This window comes from Roseburia porci, from assembly GCF_009695765.1.
In the GTDB taxonomy this organism is placed as follows: domain Bacteria; phylum Bacillota; class Clostridia; order Lachnospirales; family Lachnospiraceae; genus Roseburia; species Roseburia porci.
This window is the reverse complement of sequence record NZ_VUNI01000009.1, coordinates 34,187-57,577: the sequence shown is the minus strand read 5'-3', so window position 1 is coordinate 57,577 and position 23,391 is coordinate 34,187. Positions and strand designations below refer to the sequence as shown.

The 23,391-nt window shown below is 42.4% G+C and carries 19 protein-coding genes; 18 read left to right on the top strand and 1 reads right to left on the bottom strand.

What is annotated here, in order from left to right; genetic code table 11:
• The first annotated feature begins 142 nt into the window (after positions 1-142).
• From FYJ75_RS06950 to FYJ75_RS06910, 9 genes are all read left to right on the top strand, one after another.
• Positions 143-1,153, top strand: a complete 1,011-nt coding sequence (locus FYJ75_RS06950; protein ID WP_154429746.1) for a LacI family DNA-binding transcriptional regulator — start codon at positions 143-145, stop codon at positions 1,151-1,153.
• The gene (locus tag FYJ75_RS06945; RefSeq protein ID WP_154429745.1) at positions 1,153-2,484 is read left to right on the top strand and encodes an MATE family efflux transporter; all 1,332 of its coding nucleotides are present in this window, start codon (positions 1,153-1,155) and stop codon (positions 2,482-2,484) included. Before FYJ75_RS06950 ends, FYJ75_RS06945 begins: the two co-directional genes overlap by 1 nt.
• 138 nt (positions 2,485-2,622) lie before the next feature.
• Positions 2,623-3,030, top strand: a complete 408-nt coding sequence (locus FYJ75_RS06940) for a hypothetical protein (RefSeq protein WP_154429744.1) — start codon at positions 2,623-2,625, stop codon at positions 3,028-3,030.
• 50 nt (positions 3,031-3,080) lie between these two features.
• Positions 3,081-3,311, top strand: coding sequence for a hypothetical protein (locus FYJ75_RS14995; protein WP_154429743.1), 231 nt, complete (start codon positions 3,081-3,083; stop codon positions 3,309-3,311).
• Positions 3,312-3,347: 36 nt separating this feature from the next.
• Positions 3,348-3,875, top strand: a complete 528-nt coding sequence (locus FYJ75_RS06930; RefSeq protein WP_154429742.1) for an LptM family lipoprotein — start codon at positions 3,348-3,350, stop codon at positions 3,873-3,875.
• 21 nt (positions 3,876-3,896) lie between these two features.
• Positions 3,897-5,231, top strand: a complete 1,335-nt coding sequence (locus tag FYJ75_RS06925) for an MBOAT family O-acyltransferase (RefSeq protein WP_154429741.1) — start codon at positions 3,897-3,899, stop codon at positions 5,229-5,231.
• A 17-nt stretch (positions 5,232-5,248) separates the two neighbouring features.
• Entirely contained in the window at positions 5,249-6,613 is a 1,365-nt protein-coding gene (locus FYJ75_RS06920; RefSeq protein ID WP_154429740.1) for an alginate O-acetyltransferase AlgX-related protein, read from the top strand.
• Between the two features lie 96 nt (positions 6,614-6,709).
• Positions 6,710-7,801, top strand: a complete 1,092-nt coding sequence (locus FYJ75_RS06915) for a hypothetical protein (protein ID WP_154429739.1) — start codon at positions 6,710-6,712, stop codon at positions 7,799-7,801.
• 107 nt (positions 7,802-7,908) lie between these two features.
• Entirely contained in the window at positions 7,909-8,607 is a 699-nt protein-coding gene (locus FYJ75_RS06910) for a leucine-rich repeat domain-containing protein (protein ID WP_195838964.1), read from the top strand.
• A 31-nt stretch (positions 8,608-8,638) separates the two neighbouring features.
• On the opposite strand, the gene FYJ75_RS06905 is transcribed toward FYJ75_RS06910, so the two are convergent.
• Complete coding sequence (locus FYJ75_RS06905) at positions 8,639-8,809, bottom strand: toxin-antitoxin system HicB family antitoxin (protein WP_154429737.1); 171 nt, start codon at positions 8,807-8,809, stop codon at positions 8,639-8,641.
• 232 nt (positions 8,810-9,041) lie between these two features.
• Between FYJ75_RS06905 and FYJ75_RS06900 the strand changes: the two genes are divergently transcribed.
• The 9 genes from FYJ75_RS06900 to uvrA all read left to right on the top strand — a co-directional run bounded on the left by FYJ75_RS06900 (position 9,042) and on the right by uvrA (position 23,118).
• On the top strand, positions 9,042-11,705 hold the full coding sequence (locus FYJ75_RS06900; protein WP_154429736.1) for an Hsp70 family protein: 2,664 nt from the start codon (positions 9,042-9,044) through the stop codon (positions 11,703-11,705).
• A gap of 8 nt (positions 11,706-11,713) precedes the next feature.
• A complete protein-coding gene (locus FYJ75_RS06895) occupies positions 11,714-13,216 on the top strand; it encodes an AAA family ATPase (RefSeq protein ID WP_154429735.1) in 1,503 nt (500 codons plus the stop codon).
• On the top strand, positions 13,216-14,175 hold the full coding sequence (locus FYJ75_RS06890; RefSeq protein WP_154429734.1) for a hypothetical protein: 960 nt from the start codon (positions 13,216-13,218) through the stop codon (positions 14,173-14,175). The genes FYJ75_RS06895 and FYJ75_RS06890 overlap by 1 nt, the downstream gene beginning before the upstream one ends.
• On the top strand, positions 14,153-15,535 hold the full coding sequence (locus tag FYJ75_RS06885) for a hypothetical protein (RefSeq protein WP_154429733.1): 1,383 nt from the start codon (positions 14,153-14,155) through the stop codon (positions 15,533-15,535). Before FYJ75_RS06890 ends, FYJ75_RS06885 begins: the two co-directional genes overlap by 23 nt.
• A gap of 15 nt (positions 15,536-15,550) precedes the next feature.
• Positions 15,551-16,360 carry a CPBP family intramembrane glutamic endopeptidase gene (locus FYJ75_RS06880; RefSeq protein WP_154429732.1) on the top strand — a complete coding sequence of 270 codons (810 nt, stop codon included), beginning with the start codon at positions 15,551-15,553 and terminating at the stop codon, positions 16,358-16,360.
• Positions 16,361-16,371: 11 nt separating this feature from the next.
• Positions 16,372-16,527, top strand: coding sequence for a hypothetical protein (locus FYJ75_RS06875; RefSeq protein WP_154429731.1), 156 nt, complete (start codon positions 16,372-16,374; stop codon positions 16,525-16,527).
• Positions 16,514-18,124: an RNA polymerase sigma factor gene (locus FYJ75_RS06870; protein WP_195838963.1), complete on the top strand. Its 1,611-nt coding sequence runs from the start codon at positions 16,514-16,516 to the stop codon at positions 18,122-18,124. Before FYJ75_RS06875 ends, FYJ75_RS06870 begins: the two co-directional genes overlap by 14 nt.
• A gap of 146 nt (positions 18,125-18,270) precedes the next feature.
• Positions 18,271-20,256: an excinuclease ABC subunit UvrB gene (uvrB, locus tag FYJ75_RS06865; protein WP_154429729.1), complete on the top strand. Its 1,986-nt coding sequence runs from the start codon at positions 18,271-18,273 to the stop codon at positions 20,254-20,256.
• A gap of 21 nt (positions 20,257-20,277) precedes the next feature.
• A complete protein-coding gene (gene uvrA, locus FYJ75_RS06860) occupies positions 20,278-23,118 on the top strand; it encodes an excinuclease ABC subunit UvrA (RefSeq protein WP_154429728.1) in 2,841 nt (946 codons plus the stop codon).
• Positions 23,119-23,391 lie beyond the last annotated feature (273 nt).

The following is a 23,391-nucleotide window of genomic DNA, read 5'->3' as shown; positions in this document are numbered from 1 at the left end:
TAATGTAGTTGTAGAGATTCATTGGTAAAATATCACAAAAAACACGTACGGATTTTGTGATGGGTTACACGCTTAACCTTTGTAAAACACACATTTCTGTTGTACCATATAATCAGAATATAAGAAAAAAGAGGAAATCGATATGGCACAGAACAGGATTCGAATTGCGGATGTTGCAGATGCGTTGGGTCTTAGTACAGCGACTGTCTCAAAGGTGATTCACGGCAAAACAGAAAAGATTTCGGATGAGACGGTAAAACGTGTCCAGCAGGAGCTTGAACGCTCAGGGTATATCCCTAATATGGCAGGCATTCTGCTTGCAAGAAATAATTCAAGAATCATCGGTGTGGTGGTGAATGAACATGAAAAATATGAAGGCAGGGTTTTAGAAGATGGATTTGTGATGTCTTCACTGAATGCCCTGTCCCATGAGGTAAATGAAAAAGGATATTTTCTGATGATAAAAACGACATCTGACATCAGTGAGATTCCGGTATTTGCATCCATGTGGAATATGGATGGGCTGATTCTGATGGGCTTTTGTGAAGCTGATTATGAGAAGCTAAGAAACCAGATGAGGATATCGTTTGTTGTGTATGATGGTTATTTTGAAAAATGCTCCAAGGTAGTAAATCTGGTCATCGATCATTATGATGGCGGTTATCAGGCTGGGAAATATTTAAGGGAGCTGGGGCATAAAAAAGCGTTGTGCATAGCGGATAATTTTATCTGCATGGACAAAGAGCGCATCGAGGGCTTTCGCAAAGCATTTGGACCGCAAGAAACATTAAGATGGGAAATACCTAGGACAGAAAAGGAAAGAATGCGCTTTTATGAGGATAAATATAGAGAGCTGATAAAGAGCAATGTTACCGCTGTTTTTGCAGTATCGGATTTTTACGCACTTGAGCTTATGAGGTTTCTGCAGGGAAAAGGCATGCAAATTCCAGAGGATATCCAGATCATTGGTTTTGATGACAATATGGCAAGCAGGGAAAGTAATCCTGCGCTTACAACGATTCATCAGGAGGCAGCCTTGAGAGCAAAAACAGCAATTGAATGTCTGGAGGCAATGCGTGATGGAGCAGAATGTGAGACAGAAATTGTGTTGCCGGTTGAGTTAATAAAAAGAGAAAGTACGAGGGGATTATAATGTCAAAGTTTATGAAATCATTGTGTAAAATTGCAATTCCGGTCACATTGCAAAGTATGCTGCAGGCTTCGTTCTCCATTGTAGATCAGATTATGATCGGGCAGTTAGGCGAGACAAATATAGCAGCAGTTGGATTATGCGGTAACTTTTCTTTAATATTTTCTGTGGTGATTGGTGCGGTAAGCACGGTTGCAGGAATTTTGATCGCACAGTTTATTGGGGCTGAAGATACAAAAGAGGCATGGTGCAGTTTTGATGTGAGTCTTATTTGCGGAATGGTGATATCAGCATTATTTCTGCTGGCAGCAGGAGTTTTTCCATTACAGATTCTTGGATTGTATACGAAGGATATGAGTATTATAAATTCGGGGGCAGTCTATTTTAGAATTGTAGCAATTTCCTATATTCCAATGGCGGTCAGCAATGTTTTATCTGCATGGCTGCGCTGCAGGGAGCATGCCACAATACCATTTTTAGCAAGTTTTGGAGCAGTTGCTGTAAACACAGGCCTTAATTATCTGCTGATATTTGGAAAATCTGGATTGCCATGTATGGGAATAAAGGGTGCTGCGATTGCAACGCTTATTTCCCAGTTGTTTAACCTGATATTTATTGTCATTGGATTTGTTTTATGCATCAGAAAAGATGGAGACCAGCCGGTACTGTCACTGCATTTTAGAAAGATTACCATCAGGGATTACCTGATCATGATTATGCCGATACTGGTCAGTGAATTTTTGTGGAGTCTTGGACAAAATGTGGAATCTGGTGTGTATGGTCATCTTGGCACATCAAATCTGGCAGCATACACACTTACCTGCCCGATACAGGGGCTTATTGTAGGAGCACTTAGTGGATTGTCGGCGGCTGCCGGTGTAATGGTCGGCAAGCGGCTTGGCAGGAAAGAATACGATGCGGCTTACGCAGAGTCAAAGAAGATTATGTATGCAGGCTTAGCAGGTGCGGTAGCCGTTTCTGCACTCCTTATTGTACTGGCAGGGGTCTATACCGGATTGTATCGTGTGGATGACAGCGTAAAAGCACTTGGAAAGATACTGCTTATTGTATTTGCTTTGTATGCACCGGTCAAGGTGGAAAATATGATCCTGGGCGGCGGAATTATAAGAAGCGGTGGCAACACTAAAATTATCATGATGATTGATATTATTGGCACATGGTGCATCGGAATCCCGTTGTGTCTGCTTGCAGCGTATGTATTTGAGTGGGGGATTGTGGGTGTGTATACGCTGCTTACCACAGAAGAAATATTCAGGCTGGTTGTATCACTTGTTATTTTCAAGAGGCGCAAATGGATGATCAGTTTAGCATAGGGGGGGCAAGCTGGATAGATTCGATGCTTTGGTTATTTCAACAAAGAGGTATATGCCCTGGCAGGTGATTTTCATATATATATCAATATGTGCAAATTATGTTGCGTAAGTATTGTGCATAGAGTTGCAGAGCTGGTTATGCCGGAACAGATGGAAACAGAAGAATTGAGTGAGACAGAGCAGATCAAGACAGAGCAGGATGAGGATGCAGAGATTGCAGTGGAGCCTATGGATGAGCAGCCTAAGCCCGTGGTGGATGAAAGTCCCAGGCAGGAAGCGGATGCGCAGGCTCCTGCGGATGTACAGGAGGAACCACAAAATCCGACTTCAGAAACTGCAGAAGCTGTGGCTCCAGCGCTTACCGTATACGATACAGGAAATGAGAGTTTAAATCAGCTTTGTGATGGAATCGTATATTCAATAGCGAATGATTCCATGTCCCAAAGAGATAAGGCGAGAGCAGTGTACGACTGGGTAGAAAACAATATCCGATACAGTGGAACAACACCGATCACAGACTGGATCACGGGGGGATCTCCACGCTGAATTCAAGAAAAGGAAACTGCTTTGGGTTTTACAGTGTTTCTGCATCGTTATTGACAAGGCTTGGAATTGAAAATATAGAGATCCATGAAGATGATGATTCACATTTCTGGAATCTGGTGAACATCGACGGAGCCTGGTATCATTTTGATACAACAAAAGGCTGGGGTACAGAACGGTTTTTATGGACAGATGCCCAGATGGATGCATATGAATATGATAATGGAACCTATGGTGTGATCCGCTATAACTGGGATCACAGTAAATATCCGGCGACACCGTAAGCTGATAGTACATGAAAGAAAATGAGGATTTAAAGTATGAAAAAGAAGAGAATATCTGTAGTAATAATGGTTGTATTAACAATGCTTTTGGCCGGATGTGGTCAGAAAAACAGCTCAGCTCAGGGGGAAGATACAACTGTAAAAGAACAAAAGCCGGATACACTTGGAGACCAGTCTGTAAAAGTCGGAGACAATGTGATTTCACTTGGGGATGAGATGAGTGATGTGACAGACAAACTTGGTGAAGCACAGGATGTCACAGAGGCAAAAAGCTGTATGTATGATGGGTATGACAGAACTTATTCCTATGACGATCTCACAATTATTACCAACGAAGAAGGAGAAAAAGAAATTGTCAATTCCATTTCTTTTTCCGGAGGGGAAGAGATAAAATGCGGACTCCATGTTGGGGATGCGGCATCAGATATTCCGGAATCGCTGAATGAGGGGAATGTTACAGAATCAGATACGGTGAATACTTACGAATTTTCGGACTATGGAATTGCCCTGTATCTGGAGAATCAGAAAATCAGTCAGATTGAATTGTATACAATTGCAGAGTAAAGATGGCGCAGGAGAGAAAAGATGGTATTTAGCTCATTATTGTTTATTTTATTTTTTTTACTGTTGACATGCCTGCTTTATTATCTGCCATTTGGGATTAAGTATAAGAACGCGATACTTCTTGTTATGAGTATCGTGTTTTATACGTTAGGGGAGCCTCGTTTTATCTGGCTGATTCTTGGATCATCGGTTGCAAATTATCTTGCAGGAATGGGGATTGCTTCCGGGAAGCATCCCAAAGTGTTTTTGGCAGTGATATTGATATTGGATCTGAGTGTATTGATCCTTTTAAAATATACCGGGATTGTACACAGTATGCCGGTTGGGCTTTCATTTTACACATTCCAGATGATTTCGTATATTGTTGATGTTTACAAAGATCCGACAATTGTACAGAAAAATCCGTTTTTGCTGATTTTATATATTATTTTCTTTCCACAGCTGATAGCGGGACCGATTGTAAAATATCATGCAATCCAAAAACAGTTGATGGAACGGACACATTCTGTGGAGTTATGGGTCAGCGGATGCAGGCGTTTTATCCTGGGGCTGGCAAAAAAGGTGATCATTGCAAATACCACAGGATATATGGTTGATTACGCATTTTCCATTACAACACATGTGACGGCTTTTACATCGTGGACAGTCGCAATCTTATACTGCCTCCAGATTTACTATGATTTTAGCGGATATAGCGATATGGCTATCGGGCTTGGGGAAATGTTTGGAATCCATATTGAGGAGAATTTCTGTGCACCATACCGGTCGACCAGTATTAAAGAATTCTGGCGGAGATGGCATATTTCGCTCGGAACATGGTTCCGTGATTATCTGTACATTCCTCTGGGTGGAAATCGTAAGGGAAAAATGCGTACTTACCTGAATAAATATATTGTTTTTTTTGCAACGGGTCTGTGGCATGGCGGGAATCTGACATTTATTTTGTGGGGTCTGATTCATGGAACCTGTGCAGTTTTTGAAGAGACAAATGCTGGAAAGGTATTACATAAAAACAAGGTGGTGGCATGGATCTGTACTGCTTTGGTGGTAAGCATTACATTTTTGGTGTTCCGTAGTCCGGATATTGGAACTGCTGGAAAGTGGATCATGGGACTTTTCCAGTGGAAGACCAATTCGGAAAATGTGAAATATTTTACAGTGTTTACCCCGTATCGTATTCTGATCTGCCTGATTGGATTACTTATGTCATGGCATGAGAGAAAAACAGATATATCAGAGAAACAGGGAATATGGAAAGAGGGGATTTCTCTGGCTGCAAGTGTGTTCTTATTGTTATTTTGCATTATGACACTTGGAACTGAGAGTTATAATCCGTTTATTTATTACAGGTTTTAAATGCATGGAGATATGAGATGAAGAAAAAAATTCAGATTATTTATATCATTGTGATCACCTTCATGACGGTGGCAATTGCGGTTGGAACATTTGTTATTGATAATCGTTCAGATAATGAAAACAATTCGTCTGCGCTGGAAGATACGGCATCATCCGGACTGGTTGAGCAGATGGAAAGCCGTATTTCCGGGAATTTTGGGTTTCGAAAACAGCTGATTGCACTGGATACTTTTTTACAGGAAAAAATATTACATACTTCGAATGTTTTGGATGTGATCATCGGGGAAAATGGCAATCTGTTTTTCGCAAAAACATCGGATGATTATCAGGGTATTGTTACGATGTCACAAAGACAACAATATAATACGGTGCGTACTCTGGAACTTATGCAGCAGTCGATAGAGAAAGACAATGGGAAGTTTCGGTTTGTGATCGCTCCGAACAAGAATTCTTTATATGATGAGATGCCGTTTAACTACCAGAAATATTCGGATAAGGGAAATGCGGACATAGTAATGCCTCAGCTTTCTGATGTGGATACGGTAGATCTGTTTCAGACATTTTATAATGAGCCGGAACAGATGTATTTCAGGCAGGATACGCATTGGAACAGTAAAGGTGCACTTCTGGCATACGATACCATTATGGCGGGTCTAAAACAGGAACACCCGGACTTTGATGGATGCGATTTCACAAGCCGGCGGGATTTCACGGGGGATCTTGAGAAGATGTTAAGACCGGAAGATCCTTCAAAAGATCTGGAATATTATCTGGATTATGATTTTGGGTATCATTATCTGACGAAGACGAGAAGTGTAGAGCAAAGTTATATTGAATCAGAGAATCCAGATGGAACAGGAAGCCTGTATATGTTCCGGGATTCTTTTGGGAATGCACTTTTACCATATTTTGCAGAGACATACTATCATGCAGTTTTCGATAAAAGCAGTAATTACAATTTACTGTTAAAACAGAAATACAATGCGGATACCGTCGTTCTTGAAATCGCAGAACGTAACTTGCCGCTTATTTCGCAAAGCCGGCCGGTATTTTATGCGCCGGAGTGTAAACCGGATCAAACGCAGCTTGTGGACGTTCCAGAATCTGCTGTTTCTGGAGAAGAAAACAAAGAAGGGACAGACAAGGAGATTAAAGAAGTGTCCCAGGAAAGTTACACAGGGTTTGCCGGTATACTGGATGCCGATTGGATTTCAGAAATGAAAGACATCGAAGAAGCACATATTCTGATCCGCTTGAAGGATAGATTTTATGAAATGACACCTCAGACAATAGAGGAAAATGACTATGGATTTTGTGCATATTTTCCGGAAGGCACAGATCTGACAGACTATGAAATCTACATTGAGCCAATGCTCAAATAGAGGCACCAGTTTTTAAAAAAATGTAAAAATATAAAACCTGTGGCAAAATTGACTCGTCTTATAGGTGAATCAAACAAAAGAAAGGAAGAAAAAAGCATGTTTTTCAATGAAGTATATTTTTCGCCGCAGGTACAAAAAGAGAGAGACCAGGTGGCTGCGGAAAGAGGGGATCTGTCTGCATTAATTCGGTTTAATTATAAACATGAGGAAATTTCCCATTTAAAAGAATTGGAGAGATGGGGCGTGAAGTTAAAATATCTTCCCATTGCAGATATGTGCGTGAAACAAAATAAGATGAACGATGCAGAACATTTTCTGCAAATGGCATATCAGAATAAGGAAGAGAATGCAGCGTATAAATTTGCTTTGTTCTGGGAAATGGCAGGAAACAGAGAAAAAGCGATTGAAAAGTTAATGGAAGTGTATCAGACACCGAAGGAGAAATGTTATCTGAGTGCCTGCCAGCGGCTTAGAACAAAATACCAGGTGAAGATACAAATGCCTCAGGAGATAGTGGACAAAGAGAAAAAGGTGAGAGATAGTGTGCTGGATATGAGCGAGCATCCGTTCAGTCAGTATCCGGTCAGATACATTGTGTGGTATGTTATGCTGGGAATAGCAGGTTTTATGGCTCTGTTTGTGAGTATCATCTTTGCAATACCATTTGCCATCACCATTTATCTGTTCAGGAAAAACCGTTACAGAAAGCCGATGCTTGAATGGGAGGATTTGCAGTCAGAATATTTGGATTATTGCAATGAATTTGGGCAGGAGTATAAAGACGATCCTGATCTTGGCCCGGTGAATGCGGATGATGCAGAGAATGAGCCAAAGCAGAGGGATTACCAGAAAACGGTTTTAGGATGTGATGGAGTCGAGTTTAAAGATGATGAGGAGGCATATGCTAAGGCACTGGCACAACATCGCATAGACAGGGATGAATTAACTAAAAAAATTCATCACATCAAAATGAATCACCTAATCCAGCGGTTTTATAAAGGAGAAAAGTGGCTTATGCCAATACTGGTCATTATGTATCATCTGAAATTTGATGGGGAAAAATTTATAGGTGATGCATATGGGCAGGCGGACTTCCCGATTGTATCGATGGATATGACAAAATCAAGCACTCTGAAAGAGGCAGATGAACCGTTGCAGGGTACATGTTTTTATTCAGATCAGATTTAAAAAAGACCTTCGGGTCTTTTTTTATATTTTTTTGAAAATTAAAACCTGATGTAATCTGGATTCGTCTTATAAGTGAAAACGAAAGGTTTATGAGAGGAGGAGAAGAGATGTCTGTGTATAAAATGTGCAAAGAAAACGAGAAATTAAAACAAATCTATCTCGAACAACAGCGCAGACCGCAGGAATATTTTCAGATTTCAGATGGAAACAGACTGACTGGAATGATGAATAAGTCGCTGAATTATGTGTTCGTGCCGGAGACGGTAACTGAAATTGGTGCTTTTGCATTTGCGGGCTGCAGACAACTGACCGGAATATTTATTCCGGATACGATAAAACACATTGAGGAGTGTATTTTTCCGAACTGTCCGAAACTGGCGGTGATCGTGGTGGATAAGGAAAATCGCTATTATGACAGTCACTGTGCATGCAATGCGATTATCGACAGACGGACAAATGAATTGATTGCGGGATGTATAAATACAATTATTCCACCAGATATCAGAGGAATTGGAAGATTTGCTTTTTACAGGCAGACGGGATTAAAGAGCATTACGATCCCGGGAAATATATTTTATATTGAGGCGTGTGCTTTTCGGGATTGTATACAACTTGTGGATGTGAAGCTGGCACAAAATCTGCACAGAATTGGAACCGAAGTATTTGCCGGCTGCGTGAGTCTTGAAGACGTGTATATTCCGCAGAATATTGTCTGTATAGAAGAAAATGCATTTGAAAGTGTGGATCATGTGTGGTATTGCGGAAAGTCAGCGGATGCACCATGGGGCGCATGGAAGCTGAATTAGAAATAAAACAGGAGAAAACTGGCAGATAAAACTACCGGTCCTCCTTGTTCAAATTGTCAAGTGCGAATTCACAGGATTGAACGACGAGTTCATTGACGGAAATGTCTTCTTCTTGTGCAACCTGTGACAACCGTTCTGCCAATTCTTTTGGAATCCGGTAAGTACGGTTTACATATTCCGTTTTTTTAATTTGAAATTGCATGATATCACCTGCCTAAAATCTTTCTTTACATCACTTATTTTAGTGACAAAAAGAGATGAAATATACACAGTAAAATTGCACGAATAAACTGTTGTGTTATATTGCAAGTATATAATGGCTAAGATATAATTATTTTGAAAAAATTTTAAAAATATAAAACCTGGAGAGGATTTCTTTCGTCTTAAAAGTAAAAGAAACAAAAAATGAGATTTTAGGAGGCTTGGAAAGCGCTATGAAAAAAGTATATGATTGTGGAATCGACCTTGGAACTACCAATTCCTGCATTGCGGTTTCGAAAGATGGGAACAGTGCAGAGATCATTGAAAGTACAACGGATAATCTTAGTACGACACCGTCAGCAGTTTATGTCAGCAAATCAGGAAAAATCATGGTTGGTCAGGCTGCATATCAGAATTTAGATCGTAAAAATGTTGCACTGCAGTTTAAACGTCTGATGGGAATGAATGAGAAAAATCTGTTTGCAGGAAGCCAGATGGAAAAATCCCCGGAGGAACTGTCCGCAGAGATTTTAAAAAAGCTGCGACAGGATTATCTGATCAGAGAAGGAAAAGAGGCACGGGATGCAGTAATCACGATTCCGGCGGCTTTTACTTCCATGCAGAATGAAGCAACACAGAAGGCTGCCAGGCTTGCAGGTTTTTCCAATGTACTGTTATTACAGGAGCCAATTGCGGCATCTATTGCATACGGAATGAAGCCGGATACGAAAGATCATTTCTGGATGGTTTTTGATTATGGCGGAGGAACTCTGGACGTGGCGATCGTTTCAACGTTTCACGGAAGATTGAAGGTGCTTAATACAGAAGGTAATAATTTCTTTGGGGGATGTGATCTTGACAGAGAAGTACTGGAGAAGATTGTGCTTCCAAGGCTGCGAAGAGAATATACGATTGGAGAACCGGTCAGACCGGCTCTGAAGAATCGTCTGCTTTTTGAAATTGAAAATGTAAAGAAAGCACTGGGAAGTGCGGAGTCGGCGTCGCTCTTTTTGTCAGGAGTTGTTGATGATGAAATGGAAGAGATTGAATTTGACTGTGATATTACAAGGAAAGAGTTCGATGAGGCGATAAGAGATGTGGTAGATGAAGGAATCAGAATTGCAGAAAAGGCATTGCAGGGAAGCAATATCACAGCAGATCAGCTTGAAAAGATCATTCTGGTCGGGGGAAGTACTTATGTGCAGCTGGTAAGACAACGGCTGGCAGAAGTGTTTGGAAAAGAAGTAGATTCGTCGGTTAATCCGATGCATGCGGTTGCGATCGGAGCTGCGATTTTTGCATCCGGCAATTATGTAGATGTCGAAGAACCGGAGCTGGACGCTTCACCAGAACAGGAAACAGAAGGAATCCGTGCGGAAATTTCGTATCTGCCACAGACTGACAGTGACAAAGCAGCAGTGCGCTGTGTGTTTCATGGAATAAAGGAAGAAGGATTTTCTGTCACCATCTGTAGTGAAGAGTGGGAAAGTGGTAAACTTGCGGTCAAAGATCAATGCGTAAAGACAAGACTTGAACTGCCGGAAGAAGGAATAAACAGATTTTCGGTTAAATTGTTTGACACAAATGGAACTCCTTGCGATTATGCGGGCGAACACACGATTGAGATCATGCGGAAAAAGCAGAATATGAAAATCTCCAGTGCACCACTGACGCATTCGGTATGTGTGGGAGTTATGAATAATGGATATGAGCAGTTGGATGTTGTGATTAAAAAAAATACGCTTTTACCAGCTGCAAACAGCGTTATATATCAACTGAATAAGACAATTCACAAAGGGTCTGAGGATGAGATTACCTTTAAGATCTATGAAGGCGAGATCTATGATAATCCGATTGCGAATACGGTTGCAGGGGTGATTCATATTAAGGGAAAAGATTTGAGCGAGGACCTTCGTGCCAATACAGAAGTGGAACTTCATCTTGCAGTCGATGAAAACCGTATCATCCATGTGTGGGGATGCTTTCAGGAAACAGGCGTACAGATTCCGGAAACGCAGCTTTTGGAAAAGACACAGCCGGTTCTGGAGGAAAGTCTGTATGGACTGGAACAGTACATGGAGGGAATGAGGATCAGTATCCGTAATATTCAGAATGCAGATCAGAAACAGGCTGCTTTTTACCAGAGCCGGTTTGAAAAAATGTATGAGCAGTATGAAAAGTATCTGGATCAGTATGATGCCGGAGAAGCGGATCCGGAATCGAATGATGTATATAAGTTTATCGAAGAATTTTATGGTCTTCATACGAGCATCGTCCGTGAAGAAAGAAAACTGAAAAAAGTTTCCGGAGCATCGGAACGTATGAACAAGGTTTTAAATCTGGAAAAAATGCAGCAGAATTACGGAACTCCCGAGGGAAGAGAAGTGACGAAGGAATGGAAACTCAGAATCGAACAGGCCAGATCCGAGGAAGAAGCAGAACGTTATATGAAAGAATTGTATGCCGCATGGGACAGGGATTGTTCACAGAATATTGAGTTTATCCACAACTGGTTTTCGAATCTGAAAGTCCGTGTGAGTGAACGGCAGATGGAGAATGATCCACGCTGCCAGAAGCTGTGCAGTGAATGTGAGGAAGCCTATGAGGAAAGAAATCTGGAGAATATGATGGGACTTGTCCGGAATCTGGAAACTTATATCTACTCCGAGCACAATGCTTTCACAGAAGAAAAAGAATTATTAGAACAATTAAAAGAGGATACTGGATTAGATATTGGAAGCAGAAAGGTTCAGATGCTGATCCATGACGGGGAAGAGGCAGTCAGAACTCAGGATATAGAGAGGTTAAAAGAAATTAATCAGCATTTGAAGAGTCTGCGAAGATTCAGTGCAACACAGCAGGTAGAGAACAGCAGATCAGATCTGAAAAAAGGATAGGTGACGATATGAATGAGAATTTTATGGAATTTTCGGAGGAATTATTTTCTGGGATGTACGATGTATACAGTACGTTGACCGGTGGCATGAAACAGGATCTGGGGCAGCTGCAGTGGATTGATACAGATCATATGTTAGTTGCGTATGACCGGATACTCAGTGAATGTTTTTTTCAGGTGGGAGCTGCAAAAGGTGCTCTTTCAGAAGAAGATCAGTATATGATAAAGAATTTCCCGGATCATGTAATGGATATTGCTGCGGATACCCACAGATATGCATTTTTACTTCGACATATCTCACTGGAGAACTATGAGAAAAACCGGGAAGAAGTATTCCCAAGGACGGAGTGGGATTTTTTTAAACAAACTTATGCAGAACTCAATTTGGAGAGACCTAAAGGTGGAACAGGCGATAATGAATATATCTGTGAGATTGTTGACCGCACAAAAGAACTTTTTTCCATATATACAGAAGATGAGCGGGGATTAGTAGCATGTTCGGCTTTTCTTGACAGTATTTTTGCCGACAATGTTTCAGACAGCAGAGAGGAAGAAAATCAGGAAAGCGTTGTGACCGGAGCCGAGGCGGCTGCGATACTGAAACAGGAGAAAAAAACAATCAGTGCAGAGGATAAGCGTAAGGCTTTGCTCGAAGAAAAGCTGCAGGAATTAAATGAACTGATCGGACTTGATCCGGTGAAAGAGGAAATATCAGGACTTGTTTATTCTTATCAGGTGAACAAAATGCGGAGAGAAATGGGGATAGATGTAAAGGATGATCTGTCCTATCATCTTATTTTTTCCGGAAATCCAGGAACCGGAAAAACGACCGTAGCCAGAATTGTCGCAGATATCTACTATTGTCTTGATATAATACCGGAACCGAAGTATACGGAGACAGATGCGGAAGGTCTCGTTGGACGATATGTCGGTGAGACTCCGACAAAGACGAAACGTATTGCGCAGGAGGCAATGGGAGGCGTTTTATTTATCGATGAGGCATATCAGCTTGTGGATGGAAGCCTTGCAGAATCTTATGGTCAGGAGGCGATAGATACACTTGTTAAGATTATGGAGGATCACAGGAATGAACTGATTCTGATTGTTGCAGGTTATCCGGAGGATATGAAAAAGTTTTTGCGGGCAAATGCAGGTCTGGAATCCCGGTTTAAAAGAACTATTGAATTTCCAGATTATTCACCGGAGGAAATGATGCAGATTCTGGAGCATTTCCTGGAAGGATGGATCTTATCGGAAGAGACAAGAGCATATATTCTGGAAAATTTATCGGAAGAGACAAAAAAGCGTGGTTTTGCAAATGGGCGGACAGTGCGTAAAATAGCAGGAAAATTGAAACAGTCTGTGGATGAGCGGATCGGACGTATGATGAGTGCAGGAAGTCTGGAGATCAGAAAAGAACTTCTTCAGACAATCACAATGGAGGATGCTGCCAGAGCATTCGAGGAAGAGGAGGATTCCGCAAGAATTGGATTTTGTGGAGGAGTTATGTAATGCAGAGTGAACGATGGATAAAATGGATGCTGGACAATCCGTTTCGGGTATTTTCGGTTCCGGCGGATATTTCAATGGAAGAACTGGATGAAAAAATTGAGGATATGCGCAATGACTTGCAGATCTTTGGAGATGAGGACGAACAGGAGACGGAATACGATCTGGAGGAACTGCCACTGCCAAAACGGTCATTGGAAAAGCTTTCAGTCGCACAGAAGCAGCTGCAGGATTCAGCGGAAATGTACAGGATGTTCTGGTTCGCGGATTCCAAATACTGTAAAAACTGGACGAAAGCGCAGGTTTACGAAGATCGTATCAGGGAAATACCGGATGCATCCAATTACGATGCGTTTCTGGCATATTTTTTGTTTTTTCTCACCATGCAGGATCAGCCAGATACGCTTAGCAACAAATTGCCACTTATATTGCGGTATATGGAACATTTGAAGGATGCCTCCTGTTTTCAGAGTGTTTATTCCGGCCGAAATCCGGAGGGGCAAAACGTCGGACACATACACAAGCAGCTGCTGGCAGAACTGGAAGATTGTATTTTTCAGGTAATCTTGGACGGAAGAAGATTCGGGGATTGCATAAAGACAGCAAAACAATGGGAAAATCAGGAATTTGCCATATATATCATCAATGACTGGTGTAAGAAATGGACCGCGAGATGGGAGAACATGTTAAAGTTGTTCAAAGAAGATCATAATTCCGTTTATCAGGAGAATCGGCCGGGAAGCCTGTACGTTCAGAATTTCGAGTATCTCTACTATAAAATATATTTGCCGGTAAGAAATATTTATCAGCTTTGGAATCATACAGAACTTGAAAGCTTATATTGTGATTCGTCAGTACAGTTAGGGATTGTCTATGAAAGTGCCACAAGGAAATTTGAAGAGACGGGGCAGGAAAGTTGTCGGTCTGATATGGAGTATATTGAAAAAAAATGTGGCAGCTGAGGACGATCTGGCGGAACATATCGTTATGTGTTTTAAGGAACGTACCAGAGGCATTCCTGTAGAAGTAGCAAAATGGGCAAAGATGGGTGCCGATTATGGAATCTATTATATGCTGGCCAAATATTTGGAGGCGTGTACAGTTTTAGAGGATTATAAAGAGGTATTGGAATATGTGGGGAAATACCGGACAATGAATCAACGGGAAGCTGATTATTATGAGGGAAATGCACGTGTCCATTTGGGGTATCTGGAGGAGGGAGAGAAACTCTTAAAACCTTTATGCGAAGGGGAAGACTTTATTGCGTGGAAGGCATTGGAACCTCTTGCTGTCAGCTATATTGGTGAAAAAGAAAATTTTAAGGCTGCACGTTGTTGTGCAAGAAGAATTTATCTGTATCCGGATTGGAACGAAAGTTATGATCGTACTGCACTGGGATTATTTCTTATGCTTGGGGCAGGGAACCCGGAATGGCTGGCTTTTCTTATGAAAAAGCTTACATTGATTTCATTTGATGAAAACTCTGAGGAAATTGGACTGCTGAGAGAACAGGGATATGATTATGATTTTACAAAGAGGGAGATCATTGGAGACGGAAGTGTTTTACGGAATTTTATGATCTTAAAGGCAAAAAACTATGATTTTGCAGTACTTGGCGACAGACTTGAAGATGCGGTGTATAAGACGGAAAAGATGATTCAGCAGGGAAAAGGAGACTATTGGATTTATAAAAAAGCATTTTACCTGAGGGAGCGTAAAATTTTTGCGTCAAAACAGACCGTACAGGGAGATCTGGCTGACCAGAAGCTTGCATTGCAGTGGCTGGAGAAAACACTGGAGCTGATGCCGCTACAGGAAGAAAGAAGACCGTTTGAGATTTTCCGTGAGAAGGTGATCGAGGATATTCAGAAGCTGGAAACGTTCTGCCGGCAGGAAGAACAGGATCCTTATACCGCATATCAGGGACTTATGGAATATTATAAAAACGCGTCTTTTATTCTTGGGCAGGATGCCGTCCCTTTCATGACGGATGACAAGCGTGCCTATTATAAAGAAAAATTGCAGCAGCTTGAGGAAACATGCACAAAGCAGAAACCGGTAGAGTCCATGACAAAGGCTCAGAAAATGGAATATGTGATTCAGCTGATCGGTAGTACGATAATCCCAAATGAAGAATTTAAGTGCATGTCAAGGGAGCAGCTGGTCACAAGGCTGAAACAGGATATCCAGAGTCTGCATGAAGCGGAACGGGTGATCCTGAGCGATGCATATCTGCTTAGAACGACAGACACGGATGAGATATTGAACCTTAGAAATGAAAAGATCACGCAGCTCCATATAGTTTGTGAAGAAATAAAATAGAGGGGAAACATACATATGAATAAAGAATTGAAAAAAATGATCTGGTGTCTGAACCTGTTCTGCATAATATCACTGGCGGGAACTATTGTGTCATCCGTGCCGGTCATTCTTATCTATCAGGCGATAAATGGAAATACAGATGGAAATGTACCAGATTCTGTAGTGATGCTTGGAATGGCAATTTATCGTGTGATAGAATCTTTGGTATTTGTCATGTTATTCCGGAAATGCACACTCACGGAGTTTAGGCAGGAGAAAGTTACAAAACAGATGATTGTGCCGTCAATCAGCCTTATGATGTTTTTCATAAGCTGCTACATACTGGCTGTGAATCAGCCGGTGGGGGTTGAGGATGCCGCTTCTGTTTTGAGAAATGTTTTGATTGCTCCGATATTTGAGGAATTGATGTTTCGTGGAGCCTTACAGAGAACCTTTCGTAAGTATTGTGGCCCGGCATTTGCAATTTTTGCCTCTGCATTGCTTTTTGCCATGTATCATATGTCATTCAAGCAGTTTTTTTACACGTTTCTGCTTGGATTGTTCTGTGCATACCTTGCAGAACACTATTCCATGAAAAATGCAATGATTGCACATATCGCATTTAATTCTGTCAATTCTATATACAGTCTGGCACCGTCAGCAATCATCCCGATCCTGTTTCTGACAGGCAGCATTTCTTTGATTTTTATCGGAAAACACAGAAAACAGATCCGCCATATGTGGGTGAAACCTGACAGAATGCAGATCAGGGCATTATTTCTCAATGTTCCGATGATATTGTTTACGATGATCTGGGCATTGTGTTTAATCGCAGATCTAGCTTAGGAGGTGAGCGCATGGATCGGTTTGGAATATTTCAACAATTGTTAAAAAAAGATATGGAAACAACCTGTCTTGCATTTGAGCAGGCAAGAATGATATTCTTAAATATAATGAGGAAAGTAAAGCAGAAGAAACTGGAAAATGGGAGGACAAAGGATGAATTGGACTGAAGCGGTAAAGCTTGCGAAAGAGGGGGATAACAGAGGTTACGATTTCCTGTATACACAGACCTATCAGAAGAATTATTATGTGGCGCTCCGTTATATGAAACAGGAGGATGCTGCAATGGATGTGTTGCAGGATGCATACATAAAGGCATTTAATAATCTGAGTCAGCTGCAGAATCCGGAAAAATTTCAGGGCTGGATGGCACGTATCGTGGCGACAAAGGCGCTGGATGAACTGAAAAAGACAAAAGTTTCTTTATTTTCACAGGTGAACACAGAAGATGAAGAAATATCTATGGAGGAGCTTCTTGAGGATCAGAGAATTGACACCAGACCGGATCTGGTGATTGATCAGGGAGAGACGAAAAGACTGGTGCAGGAGATGATTGATTCCCTGTCTGAGGAACAGAAAATCTGCATCATGATGTTTTACGTCGAGGAACTGTCGGTCAAAGAGATCGCAGAGACGTTACAGGTGTCAGAGAATACGGTAAAAAGCCGATTGAAATACGGAAGAAAAAATATCGAAGGTAAAGTTCTCGAACTGGAGAAAAAAGGAACCAAACTGTACAGCCTTGCTCCGATTGCATTTTTCCTGTATCTGCTTCGCAAAGATGTTATGGTTACACAGGCAGCAGACCTTCCGTTCAGTGCGCAGTTCAGGCAGGCGGATGCACCATCCGGACATGACAGGCCAAATGGCAGCAATCCGGATGCAGGAAGTCCGAGCGGTGGAAAACCAGATGCGGGAGTTCCAAAAGCAGGAAGCGGAAGCGCAGGTACTGCTGGGAAGGCAGTTTTGACAAAGACATCTGCGTTATCTGCAAAGAAAATTATCATTGGAGTAGTCATGGCTTTGGCTGTAGGCGGTGGTGTTGCATCCGGAGTCGGATTGGCAAAGAGCAATGCAAATGCAGATAAAGTGCAGGAACAGGCAGAGGAAGAACATACTTCAAGAAAAGACCGTGATACAGATAAGAAAAAGGAAGAAGTTTCTGAGGAGGTAATTCGGGAAACAGAGACTACAGAACCTGAGATACAGGACACTGATCAGGAATGGAAAGATGAGTATGCTGCTTTGGTAGACTCCATGCCGGAAGCGGGGAATGGATATACGCTTTTAGATGTGGAGGGAAGTGACGTTCCTGTCCTGGTGGTACGGGAAGGAATTTTTGAGATAAGTCCTACCTATACGTATCTGGAGGAAACCATACAGAATCCAAGTCTTGTGGAGATAACAGAAGACAGTCGTGTATATAAGGGCTATTGTGCAATTCAGCTTTACGTTTATAATAAACAGACAAAAACGGCTGAGCAGATTACAAGTGCAAAGGGAGATGGAGTGTATCCGGCATTACTCGATCAGTACATGGATGCATTTTATCTGACGTATCTTCCGGAAGAACGTCTGATCGTTGGGGATCTTGTTGGATCTTCTGCAGCAAACGAGAGTTATTCCGTTGATGTGGCAAATGCAAGTCTGAAAGCAGTGGAATCGTATACAGATGAGCAGCAGATTGATGCACTTCCGAAAAAGGATGTGATCGGTTACCGGACATTCGATCAGGCATTGGAAAATATCGATGCAGTATTACAATAAAAGAACAAATGTTCTATGATTAATGGACAAAATCAAAGCTTTGTAGTAGAATTAGCGTATAAATGCCATACTAGAAAGACATTGATTTTGTCCTTTTTTATTGGGATAATCAGTTACTACGATAGATTTTGAAGGGAGATGGAGCCATGGAGTTCAAACTGCACAGCAAATACAAACCAACCGGAGACCAGCCACAGGCGATTGCAGAGCTTGTGAAAGGATTCAGGGAAGGCAATCAGTTTGAGACACTGCTGGGTGTTACCGGTTCCGGTAAGACATTTACGATGGCGAATGTGATTGAGCAGCTGCAGAAGCCGACTCTGATCATTTCACATAATAAGACACTTGCAGGACAGTTGTATGGAGAGATGAAAGAATTCTTCCCGGAGAATGCGGTGGAGTATTTTGTCTCCTACTACGATTATTATCAGCCAGAGGCTTATGTACCTTCTTCCGATACGTATATTGCGAAAGATTCTGCAATCAACGATGAGATTGATAAATTACGTTTGTCAGCTACCGCTGCGCTGGCAGAACGCAAGGACGTTATTATCGTGGCGAGCGTATCGTGTATTTACGGCATTGGTAGTCCGGACGATTACATGCATATGATGCTGTCACTTCGGCCTGGAATGGAGATCGACCGGGATGAGGTGATCCATGGACTGATCGATATGCAGTATAACCGGAATGAGATGGATTTTAAGCGAGGTACATTCCGGGTTCACGGAGATGTGGTCGAGATTTTTCCAGCGAATGAGACGGACACAGCAATCCGTGTGGAGTTCTTCGGAGATGAGATCGACCGTATCACAGAAGTGGATGTATTGACTGGAGAAGTCAAGTGCGAATTGAACCATATTGCAGTTTTTCCTGCATCCCATTATGTGGTTCCGCAGGAGAAGATATTAAAGGCATGCGAGAATATTGAAGAGGAACTCAAGGAGCGCGTGGCGTATTTCAAGGGCGAAGATAAGCTGATTGAGGCACAGAGAATCGCCGAGAGAACGAATTTTGACGTGGAAATGATGAAGGAGACTGGTTTTTGCAGTGGAATTGAGAACTATTCGAGACATCTTGCAGGGAGACCGGCGGGGGCAACTCCGGATACATTGATGGATTTCTTCCCGGATGATTATCTGATCATTGTGGATGAGTCTCATATCACGATTCCGCAGGTGCGGGGCATGTATGCCGGAGACCGTTCCAGAAAGACCACACTGGTGGATTATGGCTTTCGCCTGCCGTCAGCATTGGATAACAGACCACTTAACTTTGAAGAGTTTGAGAGTAAGATTGATCAGATGCTGTTTGTATCTGCAACTCCGAATGTTTATGAACAGGAACACGAACTGCTTCGTGCGGAGCAGATCATTCGTCCGACGGGACTTTTGGATCCGGAGATCTCTGTCCGGCCGGTAGAGGGGCAGATCGATGATCTGATCGGAGAGGTAAATAAGGAGACCGCTGCGCATCATAAAGTATTGATCACGACTCTGACCAAGCGAATGGCAGAAGATCTGACCAAATACATGGGAGAGCTTGGAATCCGTGTGAAGTATCTGCATTCTGATATTGATACCTTAGAGAGAGCGGAGATCATCCGTGATCTGAGACTGGATGTGTTTGATGTCCTGGTCGGAATCAACCTGCTTCGAGAGGGACTTGATATCCCGGAGATTACACTGGTTGCAATTCTGGATGCAGATAAGGAAGGATTCTTACGATCGGAGACATCACTGATCCAGACGATCGGCCGTGCAGCGCGTAACAGCGAAGGACATGTCATCATGTATGCGGACAAGATCACAGATTCCATGCGTGTTGCGATCGATGAGACTGCGAGACGTCGTAAAGTACAGCAGGCTTATAATGAAGAACATGGCATTACACCGACAACGATTCAGAAATCCGTAAGAGAACTGATCGCTATTTCCAAGAAAGTTGCAGCGGAGGAGATGGATTTCAAGAAAGACCCGGAATCCATGAGCGCAAAGGAACTCGAGAAACTGATCGCAGATATCCAGAAGAAGATGCAGAAAGCTGCAGCAGAGCTCAATTTCGAGGCTGCCGCAGAATACAGGGATCAGATGGTCCGGCTAAAGAATATGCTGCGTGAGATAGACAGTTAGACAGAAAGGACAGTAAGCCCAATGGCAAAGAAACAGAGAAAATACATTAAGATCAGAGGAGCGAATGAGCATAATCTGAAAAATATAGATATTGATATCCCAAGAGACGAATTTGTTGTTTTAACCGGTCTGTCAGGTTCCGGTAAATCCTCCCTTGCATTTGACACGATTTATGCGGAAGGACAGAGACGTTATATGGAATCTTTATCCTCTTATGCAAGACAGTTCTTAGGACAGATGGAAAAGCCGAATGTTGAGATTATAGAAGGACTTCCACCGGCAATTTCCATTGACCAGAAATCAACGAACCGTAATCCAAGATCTACGGTTGGAACCGTAACGGAGATTTATGATTATTTCCGACTCCTTTATGCCAGAATCGGTGTGGTACATTGTCCGAAATGTGGCAAAGAGATCCGCAAGCAGACGATCGATCAGATCGTTGACAGTGTACTTGCGCTGCCGGAAAGAACAAGGATCCAGATTCTTGCACCAGTCGTCAGAGGACGTAAGGGAGAACATCAGAAGCTTTTTGAAAAAGCGAAGAAGAGCGGATATGTCCGTGTTGTTGTAGACGGTAATATGTATGACCTTTCGGAGAATATTCCGATGGAGAAGAATATCAAGCACAATATTGATATTGTGATCGACCGGTTGGTGATCAAAGAAGGAATTGAGAACCGTCTTACAGATTCTCTTGAGAACGCATTCCGCCTTGCAGAGGGCAATGCTATTGTCGATGTTGTAGATGGTGAGCCGATCAATTTTTCGGAGAATTTTGCCTGCCCGGATTGTGGAATCAGCATTGATGAAGTAGAACCAAGAAGCTTTTCATTCAATAACCCGTTTGGAGCCTGCCCGGTATGTTACGGACTCGGATACAAGATGGAATTTGATGAGAATCTTATGATTCCGGATAAGAATCTCGCAATTTCCGAGGGAGCGATCCAGGTAATCGGATGGCAGTCATGCACAGATCCTTCCAGTTATACGTATGCAACGTTACAGGCTCTGTCGCAGGGATATGGATTTTCCCTGGATACTCCTTACAAAGACCTTCCGAAGGACATCCGCCATATGCTGATTCACGGCGGAGACGGAAGAATCCTGAAAGTCCATTACAAAGGACAGCGTGGAGAAGGAGTGTACGATCTGAACTGGGAAGGGCTGATCCGTAATGTGGAACGGCGTTACCGTGAGACCGGTTCAGACACAATGAAGCAGGAATATGAGCAGTTCATGCGCATCACACCGTGTGCGGAATGTGGCGGACAGCGACTGAAGAAATCTTCGCTTGCAGTTACGGTATGTGGCAAGAATATCCATGAGATAACAGATATGTCAGTCAAGGATCTATGCGAGTTCCTGGATCAAATGGAACTGACAGAACAGCAGCATTTTATCGGAGATCAGATTTTAAAAGAGATCCGTGCCAGAGTGGGATTCTTAAAAGAAGTCGGACTGGAGTATCTGACACTGACACGTGCGACCGGAACTCTGTCAGGTGGAGAAGCTCAGCGTATCCGCCTTGCAACACAGATCGGATCCGGACTTGTCGGAGTGGCATATATTCTGGACGAGCCAAGTATCGGGCTGCATCAGAGAGATAATGATAAATTACTGCATGCACTGATGGATCTGAAAGATCTCGGAAATACACTGATCGTTGTGGAACATGACGAGGATACCATGCGTGCTGCAGATTATATTGTGGATATCGGACCAGGTGCGGGAACACATGGTGGAGAAGTAGTTGCAGCCGGAACAGCAGCAGACATCATGAAATGCAGGAAATCTATCACCGGTGCATATCTGAGCGGAAGAATCAAAATTCCGGTTCCGGAGGAGCGCAGAAAACCAACCGGATTTCTGACGATCCGCGGAGCAAGGGAGAATAACCTGAAGAATATCGATGTGAAAGTACCTCTTGGAATTATGACCTGCATCACCGGCGTGTCGGGATCGGGCAAGAGCTCATTGACGAATGAGATTCTTTACAAACATCTTGCACGTAAACTGAACCGGGCAAGATGTATCCCTGGAGATCACGATGGAATCGATGGTGTGGAACAGTTAGATAAGATCATTGACATTGACCAGTCTCCAATCGGACGGACACCAAGATCGAATCCGGCAACTTACACCGGGGTATTTGATATGATCCGTGATCTGTTTGCTGCAACTGCGGATGCGAAAGCAAGAGGATACAAGAAGGGACGTTTCAGTTTCAATGTCAAAGGTGGACGGTGTGAAGCCTGCAGCGGAGACGGAATACTGAAGATCGAGATGCATTTTCTTCCGGATGTATATGTTCCATGTGAAGTTTGTGAGGGAAAACGTTATAACAGAGAGACTCTGGAAGTCAAATACAAAGGAAAAAGTATATATGATGTGCTGAATATGACCGTGGAAGAGGCACTGGAGTTCTTCAAAAATGTTCCGACGATCCACAGAAAGATACAGACACTGTATGATGTTGGACTTTCCTATGTGAAGCTCGGACAGCCATCGACAGAACTTTCCGGAGGAGAAGCACAGCGAATCAAACTTGCAACAGAACTGAGCAAGAAAAGTACCGGAAAAACGATTTACGTTCTGGATGAGCCGACCACAGGACTTCATTTTGCAGACGTGCATAAGTTGATCGAGATTCTGAGAAGACTTTCGGATGGCGGTAATACGGTAGTTGTGATTGAACATAATCTGGATGTAATCAAGACTGCAGACTATATCATTGATATGGGGCCGGAAGGCGGAGATGGAGGTGGAACTGTGATTGCACAGGGAACACCGGAAGAGATCTGTGAAGTGCCGGAATCGTATACCGGACAGTTTTTAAAGCCATATCTGGAAAAGAAATAAGAAGTGCCTGAATATTTGGGGAGTACCTTCCGGATACAGCACAATATCCGGAAGGTATGAGTTATGAAAAATTATATTAGCTGATTAGCTAGTACTCTTAGAAGATATATGCCAAATGTGACAAGTGTGTGATGAAACCATGAAAAAATGAAGATTTTTTTAAATCTGCTTATAACAAAGAAAAAATATTTGAAAAATGAAGCGAATTGTATATAATGGTAATGTATATGTAAAAATATGATTAAATGCATCTCTGCGTCTATTTCTGGAAAA

Coding starts and splice junctions, on each gene's coding strand:
- FYJ75_RS06950 (WP_154429746.1), top strand. CDS start 143: ATGGCACAGAACAGGATTCGAATTGCGGATGTTGCAGATGCGTTGGGT.
- FYJ75_RS06945 (WP_154429745.1), top strand. CDS start 1,153: ATGTCAAAGTTTATGAAATCATTGTGTAAAATTGCAATTCCGGTCACA.
- FYJ75_RS06940 (WP_154429744.1), top strand. CDS start 2,623: ATGCCGGAACAGATGGAAACAGAAGAATTGAGTGAGACAGAGCAGATC.
- FYJ75_RS06930 (WP_154429742.1), top strand. CDS start 3,348: ATGAAAAAGAAGAGAATATCTGTAGTAATAATGGTTGTATTAACAATG.
- FYJ75_RS06925 (WP_154429741.1), top strand. CDS start 3,897: ATGGTATTTAGCTCATTATTGTTTATTTTATTTTTTTTACTGTTGACA.
- FYJ75_RS06920 (WP_154429740.1), top strand. CDS start 5,249: ATGAAGAAAAAAATTCAGATTATTTATATCATTGTGATCACCTTCATG.
- FYJ75_RS06915 (WP_154429739.1), top strand. CDS start 6,710: ATGTTTTTCAATGAAGTATATTTTTCGCCGCAGGTACAAAAAGAGAGA.
- FYJ75_RS06910 (WP_195838964.1), top strand. CDS start 7,909: ATGTCTGTGTATAAAATGTGCAAAGAAAACGAGAAATTAAAACAAATC.
- FYJ75_RS06905 (WP_154429737.1), bottom strand. CDS start 8,809: ATGCAATTTCAAATTAAAAAAACGGAATATGTAAACCGTACTTACCGG.
- FYJ75_RS06900 (WP_154429736.1), top strand. CDS start 9,042: ATGAAAAAAGTATATGATTGTGGAATCGACCTTGGAACTACCAATTCC.
- FYJ75_RS06895 (WP_154429735.1), top strand. CDS start 11,714: ATGAATGAGAATTTTATGGAATTTTCGGAGGAATTATTTTCTGGGATG.
- FYJ75_RS06890 (WP_154429734.1), top strand. CDS start 13,216: ATGCAGAGTGAACGATGGATAAAATGGATGCTGGACAATCCGTTTCGG.
- FYJ75_RS06880 (WP_154429732.1), top strand. CDS start 15,551: ATGAATAAAGAATTGAAAAAAATGATCTGGTGTCTGAACCTGTTCTGC.
- FYJ75_RS06875 (WP_154429731.1), top strand. CDS start 16,372: ATGGATCGGTTTGGAATATTTCAACAATTGTTAAAAAAAGATATGGAA.
- FYJ75_RS06870 (WP_195838963.1), top strand. CDS start 16,514: ATGAATTGGACTGAAGCGGTAAAGCTTGCGAAAGAGGGGGATAACAGA.
- uvrB (WP_154429729.1), top strand. CDS start 18,271: ATGGAGTTCAAACTGCACAGCAAATACAAACCAACCGGAGACCAGCCA.
- uvrA (WP_154429728.1), top strand. CDS start 20,278: ATGGCAAAGAAACAGAGAAAATACATTAAGATCAGAGGAGCGAATGAG.